General features: G+C 42.3%; 10 protein-coding genes. 5 read left to right on the plus strand and 5 right to left on the minus strand.

Annotation, left to right across the window (positions count from 1 at the left end; genetic code table 11):
* Positions 1–470, plus strand: a 470-nt coding sequence (locus H5202_RS11875) for a DNA-3-methyladenine glycosylase I (RefSeq protein WP_182772260.1), incomplete at its 5' end; no start/stop codon positions are given.
* Positions 471–535: 65 nt separating this feature from the next.
* On the opposite strand, the gene H5202_RS11880 is transcribed toward H5202_RS11875, so the two are convergent.
* The 5 genes from H5202_RS11880 to fadB all read right to left on the minus strand — a co-directional run bounded on the left by H5202_RS11880 (position 536) and on the right by fadB (position 8,286).
* Positions 536–3,718, minus strand: a complete 3,183-nt coding sequence (locus H5202_RS11880) for an amidohydrolase family protein (protein WP_182772261.1) — start codon at positions 3,716–3,718, stop codon at positions 536–538.
* A gap of 292 nt (positions 3,719–4,010) precedes the next feature.
* Positions 4,011–4,454 carry an MOSC domain-containing protein gene (locus tag H5202_RS11885; protein ID WP_102036114.1) on the minus strand — a complete coding sequence of 148 codons (444 nt, stop codon included), beginning with the start codon at positions 4,452–4,454 and terminating at the stop codon, positions 4,011–4,013.
* Between the two features lie 3 nt (positions 4,455–4,457).
* Positions 4,458–4,703 (minus strand): sulfurtransferase TusA, encoded by a 246-nt coding sequence (tusA, locus tag H5202_RS11890; RefSeq protein ID WP_102036113.1) that lies wholly within the window; start codon positions 4,701–4,703, stop codon positions 4,458–4,460.
* A 246-nt stretch (positions 4,704–4,949) separates the two neighbouring features.
* Positions 4,950–6,113 carry an acetyl-CoA C-acyltransferase FadA gene (gene fadA / locus H5202_RS11895; protein ID WP_182772262.1) on the minus strand — a complete coding sequence of 388 codons (1,164 nt, stop codon included), beginning with the start codon at positions 6,111–6,113 and terminating at the stop codon, positions 4,950–4,952.
* Positions 6,114–6,135: 22 nt separating this feature from the next.
* On the minus strand, positions 6,136–8,286 hold the full coding sequence (gene fadB, locus H5202_RS11900) for a fatty acid oxidation complex subunit alpha FadB (protein WP_182772263.1): 2,151 nt from the start codon (positions 8,284–8,286) through the stop codon (positions 6,136–6,138).
* 235 nt (positions 8,287–8,521) lie between these two features.
* Here fadB and pepQ point away from each other — a divergent pair, with 235 nt between their 5' ends.
* The 4 genes from pepQ to H5202_RS11920 form a co-directional block, all read left to right on the plus strand.
* Positions 8,522–9,841: a Xaa-Pro dipeptidase gene (gene pepQ, locus H5202_RS11905; protein WP_182772264.1), complete on the plus strand. Its 1,320-nt coding sequence runs from the start codon at positions 8,522–8,524 to the stop codon at positions 9,839–9,841.
* Complete coding sequence (locus H5202_RS11910; protein WP_123778743.1) at positions 9,834–10,448, plus strand: YigZ family protein; 615 nt, start codon at positions 9,834–9,836, stop codon at positions 10,446–10,448. Before pepQ ends, H5202_RS11910 begins: the two co-directional genes overlap by 8 nt.
* A 73-nt stretch (positions 10,449–10,521) precedes the next feature.
* A complete protein-coding gene (locus tag H5202_RS11915) occupies positions 10,522–11,979 on the plus strand; it encodes a TrkH family potassium uptake protein (RefSeq protein WP_011635508.1) in 1,458 nt (485 codons plus the stop codon).
* Positions 11,979–12,138 (plus strand): flavodoxin domain-containing protein (locus H5202_RS11920; protein ID WP_220493861.1); only part of this gene is annotated, 160 nt, incomplete at its 3' end. The genes H5202_RS11915 and H5202_RS11920, both read left to right, overlap by 1 nt.

Here is a 12,138-nt window from a genome sequence, read left to right on the forward strand (position 1 = left end):
AGCTTATTGCTAAGTTGTGTCTTTATGGGAAACAAGCGGGATTATCTTGGATTACGATTCTTAAAAAGCAACAAAACTACCAGCAACTGTTTGCTAATGTTGAGCCTGGTATTTTTGCACAGTACGATCGAGCTAAAGGTGAAGCGTTAATGCTAGAACCAGGTATTGTACGCAATCGTCTTAAAATAAACTCGATCATCAGAAATGCTAAAGCTTATTTAGCCTTTGTTGAGCAGGGTGATGATTTCTCTAAGTTTTTATGGGGATTTGTTGGGTGTGAACCGAGAGCAAACAACTTCAGATCATCCAGCCAAGTTCCTGCACAAACGGCAGAGTCTGAAGCTATGTCTAAGGCATTAAAAAAGCTTGGTTTTAATTTTGTTGGCCCAACAATTTGTTATGCTTTTATGCAAGCGGTTGGCATGGTGAATGACCACACGACTGATTGCCATTGTCATGGTCAGTATTGATTTTATTAAAAGTATAAAAAAGGGTGTTCCACGTGGAACACCCTTTTTATTGTCTTACTTAATTGTTAGATTTTTTCAAAGAAAAATGGCTTACGTTTATGTTTATCACCATTTAGCTGATTCATGGTTTCTGAATTAAATAACTTACCATTGACCATGGTGTAAGTGACTTTATCAGTCGTTCTTATATCAGCTAGTGGATCGCCATCAATCACTATCAAGTCCGCTAATTTACCCACTTTAATAGAACCCAGTTGATGATCCATACCGAAGGTGACTGCAGGGTTAATAGTCGCTGTTTTTAATACTTCCATATTACTCATGCCGCCTTGAGCAAACATCCACATCTCCCAATGTGCAGCCAATCCTTCTCGTTGACCGTGAGCACCAATATTTGGTTTAACGCCAATGTTGTTTAACTCATTTGCTACGCGGGCAACATTAAAATGGTTGTAATGTTCGTCTGGCGCGGTTGTGCGGCGCATTGAGCGAGCATCAAGAATATCATGCGGAACATACATGCTTAGACGAGGGTGAGCCCAAACGTCAGTTTTGTCATACCAGTAATGCTCGCCAGAAATACCGCCATATGCGACAACTAAGGTCGGTGTGTAGTGAACTTCTGTTTGGCTCCAAAATTGTTTGATGTCATTATAAATAGAAGCCGCTGGCAACGAATGTTCTACCGTGGTGTGACCATCCGCTATCATAGATAAATTGTGCTGCAGCAAACTGCCACCTTCAGGGACTACCATCATTTCGAGTTCTCGTGCAGCAGCAATTATCTGTTGTCGTTGATCTCGACGTGGCTGGTTGTAACTCTTAACACTAAACGCACCGACTTTTTTAAGACGCTCTAAGTGAAACTTTGCATCATCAAGTGAATCTACATGCGAGGTATAACCTGGTAAGTTGGCGCCGTATAAAATAGTCCCTGTTGAGAAAATACGTGGTCCAACAATATTGCCTGCTTTTTGTTGTTCGGAAGCAGCAAAAATTTCGGTTGTGTCATTCGATGGATCATGAATAGACGTTACCCCAAGTGATAAGCCAGAATATAAGGCCCAATTTTGCTGTGGAATGATTTCATCATCTGCTTGGCCGCCATGAGCATGGGCATCAAATATGCCAGGCATAATGGTTTTACCGCTAATATCGATGACTTGAGCATTTTTAGGAATAATCGTATTGGCATCACCAACGCTGACAATTTTATTGTCTTTAACAATAACAACGCCATTATCAATAACCTGATCATTCTCCATAGTGATCACTTTACCGCCAGTAAACACAACTGTTCCACGTGGAACATCGGCCTTATCTTTAAAGCCAATAGAGGTTATTTTTGGATCGACCTTGGTTTCAGATTTTATATATTGAGTGTCGACATCGGCTTGGTATAAATCAGGGCCCAATGTCCAATACAGTTGGTTATTTTTACCGTTCCAGCTAATGCTTTCGCCGGCACGAGCACTTAATTGGGTAATGGGTAAGTTGCTTGCTTTAGGTCCAATAGCAATGGTTTCGCCGTGTTTCGCAAAAGGAGTGACGTACACTCTAAAGCGTTCTGCAAAAGCTAGGTGCTCACCGTTTGGTGATAAACGAAACTCGGTAGCGTGGTCGCTGGTGTAATGAGTTCGTTTTTCAAAACCGTTCATGCCGATTGATGCAAACTCTGGGGTCTCACCTGAATCCATAAAGTAAACACGATCTGAGTCGTTACCAAATTGTGGTTGATGGCCACTGGCAGTTAGTTTAGTGCTTTGCTTTCCTTTGATATCGACTTTATATAAACCCGGTTCTTGTGACCAAGTTCGTGGTGTCATGTATCCACCGCGAGCTTTTCGATAAACAATATATTCACCATCAGGCGAAAAAGTTGGCTCTACATATTTGCCAGGCTCGTTGGTTAACACCTTGGCTTTACCACCTCTGGCGCTAACCACACTGACGGTGCCTTGCTGTTGATCATTCCATGTAGTGAACACGATATCTTTACCATCACGTGACCACTGTGGGAATAGCTCATTGATGTCATCATCTAAACGGGTTAATCGTTTATGTTTTCCTTCTTTAATATCACGAACCCAAATTTTACCTAAGGCTTCAAATACCACTTTTTCGCCATCTGGTGATACTTGTGCCATACGCAGCATTTTTACATCAAATTCATCTTTATCTAAGTTTTGAGTAAAGCGGACCGATGGCTGAATATCTCTCTGAGTGCTAACACTGAATGGAATGTCTGTTACTTGTTTACTGTCGACATCAAGTTTATTGATTTTACCTTTAGCCCAAAATACGATGTGCTTGTTGTCTTTTGTCCACGACATTGTTGGATAAACACCGTGAATAGCCCATGTTTCTTGCATGTCACGATCGAGTTTGTCATACAGCTTGGTTTCTTCACCAGACTTTAAGTCTAGGGAATATAAGGTCGACTGAAATCCATCGCGTTTGATGTAGGCAAGGGTTTTGCCATCAGGACTTGGTGTCGGTCTAATTGCACCACCGGTACCCTCAATCAATACTTCAATATCGCCTGTTTGGGTGTCATAACGCTTAATCTTATAAATGCCTTTCACAGAATCTTTTGAATAATGAAAGGTCTTGCCTGGGGTCGAATCTTGGCTAAAGTAGATATAGCGTCCATCTGGCGAGTAGGCTGGTTCACCCAAATCTTTTTGTTCATTAGGGCGTTCAGTGAGTTTAACGCCTTCGCCACCAGCAACGTGAAACATCCACACTTCCCCAGCACCTAAACTGCGAGTACCAGTGAAGTGTTTTCTTGCCACTAAATACTGTGAGTCAGGACTCCAAGCCGGGCTGTTGAGTAAACGAAACGTTTCAGTCGTTATTGCATGTGGATTGGTACCATCGGCATTCATTATCCAGATATTGTCGCCACCATCTTCATCAGAGGTGAAAGCTATATACTTACCGTCTGGGCTATATACTGGCTGCATTTGCCAAGCGATACCTTGTGCCAGTGGTTTAGCTTCGCCTCCTGCTATCGGTATTTGATAAATATCACCTAATAAATCAAATACAATGTGTTCACCATCTGGCGATACATTGACGTTAATCCATGTGCCTTCGGTTACATTGATATCAATTTTACTTAATGGCGCATTTTCTGGAGCATTTACATGCCATTTTACTTTGTCATCTTCGGCATAAGCAAAACCAGAAATACCAAGGGTCAGTGCTATTGCGGTGTAAAGTGGGGTGAGTTTTTGAGTCAACATAGAGTAGATTATCCGTTGTCGTTTTTATTTTCAGTGGATTTAATCAAGTCCAATACCCGTTTAGGAAATGTCATTTGCATGATTAGATGACCTAAAGAGTATTTGGCTTTACTGCGTTTGTCGGTTTGAATGGATCCTTTATCGCATAAATTACCGATAAGGTGTACAACAAATCTGTATCAATTAATGACAGACATTAACACGTTTGTTTGTTTGTTATTAACAAACAACGAGTGCTATAGTGATAGATTTTAATATGAAAGGCTTAAACGAAAATGATTTATCGGTTTTACTAATCTATATTTACCGAGTCATCTGGTTGTATTAACCCAGCTTGAATTACGCGGCAGGTAACACCACCACGCCAGTCTGGTGTTAATGCTTGTTCCAGTCCTGTGTGAGCCATTTCCATTTTTTTACACGGATCAGTTTCGCCGGTAATTTGTAATTTAAGTTCAGCGCCGATGGAGATTATTTTGCCAACATCTGCAGCGCTAAATTCATAGCCGCTGATCAATAAATTCGCTCTTCGAGTTAACCAGTCTAAATCGGCATTAATTTGTTGGCAGACTGTTTGCCACTGCTGTTTTGACATTACAGTAACTTGACGTTTTCCTGGTCTGCCAAAAATATCATTTTCGACACCTCGTTCTAAGGTCACATTGGCACAAAAGGCTGGCTTCATTATGCCGCGCTTCGCTGTTTTATATGCGATAGCTTCCAATGTGATGGTCATTAGTTAAAGTCCTTTTTTGAGTAAATATTGGTATGGCGTTTTGCTGGTATCACTGGCAATTAACGTGTGATCCATAAATTCACAAAAACTCGGAATATCACGAGTTGTGGCAGGATCATCTGCAATGACTAACAAGGTTTCACCTTCTGCCATTTTGCGTACCGTTTTTCGGATCATCATCACGGGTTCTGGGCATCGAAGGCCAAGTGCATCGAGTTGGTGTTGTGCTTGGGTATAAATATCGTTCATTAAATGCTGTCTATGTTATTTATCAAATTAGCGCTAATGTTACTCCTGTCATTAAAGCTTGCCAAGTTTGCGTGGTTTTTAAGTAATATTGAGTTTTTTTATTATTTTTTAATTTTCATAAAACATGTTTCACGTGGAACATTAGCCAAAGTAGAAGAATTTTAAAATAAAAAAACGAGCCAATTTTGGCTCGTTTTTACAACTCACTTCATACAACTGAAAAGTATCAGCTTGGTATGAGAACGATTAAACGCGTTCGAATACAGTTGCGATACCTTGACCTAAACCGATACACATAGTGGCAAGACCAAGCGTTGCATCTTTTTCTTCCATCAAGTTGATCAGTGTTGTCGAGATACGTGCGCCAGAACAACCTAGTGGGTGGCCCAATGCAATCGCACCACCGTTAAGGTTAATCTTTTCATCGACCACATCTTGCAAGCCAAGATCTTTAACACAAGGTAATGACTGTGCAGCAAAGGCTTCGTTTAGTTCAATAAGGTCTAAATCGGCAACCGACAAACCTGCGCGAGCTAATGCTTTTTTGGTTGCAGGAACTGGGCCGTAACCCATAATTGCAGCATCACAACCGGCAACAGCCATTGAACGAATACGTGCACGGATGGTTAAGCCTAAAGCGCGAGCTTTAGATTCTTCCATCACTAACATTGCAGAAGCACCGTCTGATAATGCAGATGATGTACCCGCTGTGACTGTGCCGTTAACTGGGTCGAATGCTGGACGTAAACCCGCAAGTGACTCTAGTGTTGTTTCTGGACGGATGACTTCGTCTGTCATCACTTTGATCAACGCGCCATTTACATCGTGGCCTTCAATGCCCCAAATCTCTTTGGCAAAACGACCTTCGATAGTTGCTGCATGTGCACGTTGATGAGAACGTACCGCAAACGCATCTTGTTGCTCACGAGTAATGCCGTGCATTTTACCTAACATTTCAGCGGTTAATCCCATCATGCCAGATGCTTTAGCTACACGGTTTGCAAGGCCTGGGTGAAAATCAACACCGTGGTTCATTGGTACGTGACCCATGTGCTCAACACCACCAATAATGAAGGTGTCACCTTGGCCAGTCATAATGGCACGAGCCGCTTGGTGAAGGGCGTCCATTGACGAACCACATAAACGGTTAACAGTTACAGCGCCAGCCGTTTTAGGGATGCCAGCTAATAATGATGCATTACGGGCAATGTTAAAACCTTGCTCTAGTGTTTGCTGCACACAACCCCAAATCACATCTTCAATGTCGTTAGGGTCTAATTGTGGATTACGCAGCATCAGTGCTTTCATTAGTTCTGCAGACAATGTTTCTGCACGTACATTTCTAAATACCCCAGCCTTAGAACGGCCCATTGGGGTGCGAATGCAGTCTACGATAACAGCTTGTTTCATGATTTAATTCCTTTCCCGCTAATTAGGCTTGGTAGTAACTACCGTTGTTGGCTGCAAGTGCACGCATTGCATCAGTAACTTGATATAAGCCACCAAGATGTGCGTATTTGTCTGCTAGGGCAACAAAGTTTGCTACGCCCATGGTGTCTAAGTAACGGAATACACCGCCGCGGAATGGAGGGAAACCAATACCGTAAACTAGACCCATATCGCCTTCAGCAGGTGATGCAATAATGCCTTCTTCTAAACAACGAACCGTTTCGATGATCATCGGGATCATACAGCGAGCGATGATGTCATCAGACTCAAATGCCTTTAATTCACCGAACTCAGCGCTTAATAATTCATAGCTTGTTGGATCAATGTCTTTCTTCGGCTTACCACGACGGTCAACAGAATAGGCATAGAAACCTTTAGTGTTTTTCTGACCTAGACGTTTGTTTTCAAACATAATGTCGATAGCGTCTTTGCCATTTTTACCCATGCGATCTGGGAAGCCTTCAGCCATAACTGCTTGGGCGTGGTGACCAGTATCTAAACCGACTACGTCAAGTAAGTAAGCTGGACCCATTGGCCAACCGAACTGTTTTTCCATGACTTTATCAACGGCAGCAAAGTCAGCGCCTTCTGCAAGTAGACCACTGAAGCCTGCAAAGTATGGGAACAATACGCGGTTAACAAAGAAGCCTGGGCAATCATTCACAACTATTGGGGTTTTACCCATTTTGCTGGCGTAAGCCACTACAGTTGCGATGGTTTCTTCAGAGCTGTGCTCACCACGAATAATTTCAACTAATGGCATTTTGTGCACTGGGTTAAAGAAGTGCATACCGCAGAAACGTTCAGGTTTCTTAAGGCTTTTAGCCAGTAAGTTGATTGAGATAGTAGAGGTATTTGATGCAATAATGGCATCTTCTGATACGTAACCTTCAACTTCAGCTAGTACAGTGGCCTTAACTTTTGGATGTTCAACAACCGCTTCCACCACAATGTCGCTATTTTTGATAGAGGCATAATCTAAAGAAGGGGTAATGTTATTTAATATTTTAGCCATTTTCTCTGGCGTAGAACGGCCACGAGCCACTTGTGTTGTCAGAATTTTAGCTGCTTCGTTCAAGCCTAGCTCTAATGCTGGCTGAGCGATGTCTTTCATCACAATTGGTGTGCCTTTACTGGCGCTTTGGTAAGCAATACCGCCGCCCATAATGCCTGCACCCAATACCGCTGCTTGGTTAACATCTTTAGCGAGTTTACCGGCTTTCTTCGCTTTACCTTTAACGAACTGGTCATTTAAGAAAATACCAATTAGCGCTTGGGCTACATCTGTTTTAGCTAATTTAATGAACGCCAGTGCTTCTACTTTTAATGCACCATCACGATCCAAACCAGCTGCTTGTTCAACAACATTCACAGCGGCCATTGGCGCTGGATAATGCTTGCCTGCAACAGAAAACACCATGCCTTTTGCGGTTGCAAAAGACATCATGGCTTCAAGTTTTGGTAACTGTAATGGTGATTGCTTTTTGGTGCGACGAGCTTGCCAATCAAGGCTACCATTAAGGGCATCATGTAACATTTGAATCGCAGCAGCTTCTAGGTTTTCTGGTGCGACAACGGCATCAATAGCGCCTACTTTTAACGCATCTTCTGGACGTTGGTCTTTAGCTGTGGTGATCCACTCAAGTGCATTATCTGCACCGATTACTCGAGGTAAACGCACTGTACCACCAAAACCAGGAATAAGACCTAATTTGGTTTCTGGTAAACCGATGCGAGCATTGGTATCAGCAACGCGTAAGTCAGTCGCTAAAATGGTTTCGCAACCACCGCCTAACGCAAAACCGTTAATCGCTGATGCTGTCGGAAACGGTAAGTCTTCTAGCTTATTGAATACTGCGTTGGCTTGTTCAACCCAAGCTAGCAACGTGGCATCGTCTTGCTGAAATAGCGTTAAGAATTCGGTAATGTCTGCGCCAACAATAAAGGTGCTTTTTGCTGATGTCAGCAGCAAGGCTTTAATATTGGTATTTTGTTTGATGCTGTCTAGGGCGGCATCAAGAGAGGCTATTGTTTCTCTGTCGAATTTATTTACCGAACCCTGTGCGTTAAAACACAGTTTGGCAATATTATCTTCAAGTAACTCAACCTGAATGGTAGGGCTTTGGTAGATCATTGCTTGCTTCCTTATTGCTTAAAAGCGACTTCCACATCTTATTTACTGTGCAGTTATCAAGCTTGAATCACAGCAGTTTCGGCCATCTATTGACCAGCTAATTCTCAGTGTGCGACTAAATGAGATAAATTACAACACCCAATTTAAACGGCCGTTTAATTTTTTATCATCTAGCGAGGTCTTTTTCTGTTTGTGATAGACTTATTGGGTTAAAACTCATGCAAAGGGATAGTCAATGGATCAGTTAGCACATCTGTATCATGCGCACATGGCGGAATTAAATCGCCGAGTAGGCGAAATTTGTCAGCGTGAAAATCTTTCGGGTTTAGTGATTCACTCTGGACAACCTCATCGACAGTTTTTAGATGACCTAAATTATCCCTTTAAAGTGAACCCGCAGTTTAAAGCGTGGTTACCTATTTTAGATACGCCAAATTGTTGGGTTATCGCTAATGGCCAAGATAAGCCTACTTTAATATTTTATCGTCCAGTGGATTTTTGGCATAAAGTAAATGATGTACCGCAAGCCTTCTGGACTGAGCATTTTGATATTCAGTTACTGACCAAGCCAGATCGAGTTGCTGACTTTTTACCTAAAGATTTAGCTGCGTGGGCGTATATTGGTGAACACTTAGATGTTGCTGATGTATTGGGTTTTTCGGCTCGTAACCCTGATGCAGTAATGAACTATCTACATTATCATCGTGCTGACAAAACTCTGTATGAACTTGAGTGCATGCGCCGAGCGAACCAAATTGCGGTAAAAGGGCATTTGGCTGCCAAAAATGCATTTTATGATGGTGCTAGTGAGTTTGAAATTCAGCAACGTTATTTGCTCGAAATTGGCCAAGGCGAAAATGAAGTGCCTTACGGCAATATCGTGGCATTAAATCAAAATGCCGCTATTTTACATTACACCGCTTTAGAGCATGTTAAGCCTGCGCAGCGTTTATCTTTTTTGATTGATGCTGGGGCCAGTTATCATGGCTATGCCGCAGATATTACCCGTACTTACTCATTCGAGAAAAATCGTTTTTACGAATTAATAGTCGCATTGGATAAAGTGCAATTAGCCATTATTGAGCAGATGAAGCCAGGGGTTAAGTACGTCGACCTGCACATCGCGACACACCATCATATAGGTCAATTACTGATTGATTTTGGCTTGGCGAATGGCACTGCTGAACAGTTAGTTGCCCAAGGCGTAACAAGTGCCTTTTTCCCACATGGATTAGGGCATATGTTGGGGTTACAAGTTCATGATATGGGCGGTTATTCCCATGATGAGCGCGGAACCCATATTGCTGCACCTGAGGCACATCCATTTTTACGTTGCACTAGAGTATTGGCTGCAAATCAGGTACTGACTATTGAGCCTGGTCTTTATATTATTGATACCTTACTTAATCAATTATCGGCGACAGCTAAACAAATGATTAATTGGACTACAGTTGATGAGATGCGTCCATTTGGTGGGATTCGCATTGAAGATAACGTCATTGTGCATCAAGACCGAGTAGAAAATATGACCAGAGAGTTTGGTCTAGTTGATTGAGTCATATTTAATACCACAAGCTAACGTATTGATAGAAGAAGAGATAAAGCATAGCCGCTTTATCTCTTTGTTATTTCACTGCCCACATCCTAATGATATGAAGTTAGCGCTTACTGACATAAAGCAGCAATATCCTGGGGCCAACCATTACTGCTACGCATTTGTAGCTGGCAGCCCAGAAAATACCATTGATATGGGCGCTAGCGATGATGGCGAACCGTCAGGTAGTGCTGGCAAACCCATGCTCGCATGCTTACAAGGCGCAAAAATTGGTGAGCTAGGCGTTATTGTTGTGCGTTATTTTGGTGGTACTAAGTTGGGTGTGGGCGGTTTAGTACGTGCTTATACCTCAGGTATAAAGCAAGGATTAACGCAAATACAGACTCAGGTTAAGCATCTAAGGTATCCTGCACGCTTGGTATGCCATTATGCTCAACTCACCGATGTTGAGTATTTGGTTGCTCAATATGATGGCGTGGTAATGGATAAAGAGTTTACCGACAAAGTAGAAATACATTTTGAACTGGCTAAATCGCACCATCAGGCTTTTAATCAAGCATTAGCTACCCAGACGCAGGGCCAGCTTCAAGTAAAGTTTACAGTTTGAGCTATGACGAACTTATGCCAAAATGTCACTCAATTGTTAAATTCGACGCAGCACAACTTAAACAGAACCCTTAATGCAATATAAAACAATTATTAGAATCACCGGTTTGCTGATGGGATTATTTTCAATCACCATGCTGCCGTCAGCATTAGTGGCTATCTTATATAAAGATGGTGGTGGTACTGCATTTATTCAGGCCTTTTTTGTCAGTATTTTTCTGGGCTTTTTATTATGGTATCCCAACCGCCATCAAAAAGGCGATTTACGCACCCGAGAAGGATTCTTGATTGTAGTGTTGTTCTGGACAGTGCTTGGATCGATAGGGGCACTGCCATTTATTTTTTCTAATAACCCCGATTTAAGCTGGACCGACAGTTTTTTTGAATCGTTTTCGGCCTTAACGACCACGGGAGCGACCGTGATTGTTGGGCTAGATGACTTGCCTAAGTCAATATTGTTTTATCGCCATTTACTGCAGTGGATGGGCGGCATGGGTATCATCGTACTCGCTGTGGCCATTTTACCTCTGTTGGGTATTGGTGGTATGCAGCTGTATAAAGCTGAAGTGCCAGGTCCGGTTAAAGACACTAAGGTTACTCCCCGTATAGCCGAAACAGCCAAAGCCTTATGGTACATTTACTTTTTGCTTACTACCGCTTGTGCATTGGCATTTTACTTTGCCGGTATGGATGCATTTGATGCTATTTGCCATTCATTCTCCACCATTGCTATTGGTGGTTTTTCGACTCACGATGCCAGTATTGGTTACTTTCAAAGCCCGTTGATTAACGTGATTTGTGCGTTTTTCTTGTTGATTGCGGCAGTCAATTTTAGCTTACACTTTGCCGCATTTACTCGCCGTGGCATTAACGTCAAAGTATATTTAAAAGATGCAGAATTTAAGGTGCTTATTGCGGTGCAGCTGGTATTGACCGCAATTTGTTTTGCTACCTTGTATCAGTCTGGAATTTACGACTCCCCAGAGAAAACACTCGATTACGCCTTCTTTCAAGTAGTATCGATTTCAACAACGGCGGGTTTTGGCACAGAAAGCTTTCATTCCTGGCCGCTGTTTTTACCTATTCTATTAATATTCTCAAGCTTTATTGGTGGTTGTGCTGGCTCGACTGGCGGCGGCATGAAGGTGATTCGTTTAATTCTATTGGTGCTACAAGGGTCGCGTGAGCTGAAACGACTTGTTCATCCTAAAGCTATGTATTCCATTAGAATCGGCTCTACGGCCTTACCCGACAGAATTATTGATGCGGTATGGGGATTCTTCTCTGCTTATGCTTTAGTGTTTGTGGTGTGTATGGTGATTTTAATGGCAATGGATATGGACGCCATTACTGCATTTAGTGCAACGGCAGCCAGTTTAAATAACTTAGGCCCTGGTTTGGGTGATGTAGCATCAAATTATTCCAGTATTTCAGACGGTGCTAAGTGGGTACTGGTGATGGCAATGCTATTTGGCCGATTAGAAGTGTTCACCTTATTGGTGCTATTTACCCCCACATTTTGGAAGAATTAATGTTAAATACTGTAATTTTATATTCAACGGTCGATGGGCAAACACTGGCAATTTGTCAGAAAATTAAGCAAATATTAGTTGAGCAGGGTGAGCAAGTTAGCGTGGTTAACCTAGCTGAGGTTGAGGCTGATGATTTAGCTAGTGTTGATAAAGTGGTGA

It is taken from the genome of Shewanella sp. SG41-4 (genome assembly GCF_014164505.1).
Lineage (GTDB): Bacteria > Pseudomonadota > Gammaproteobacteria > Enterobacterales > Shewanellaceae > Shewanella.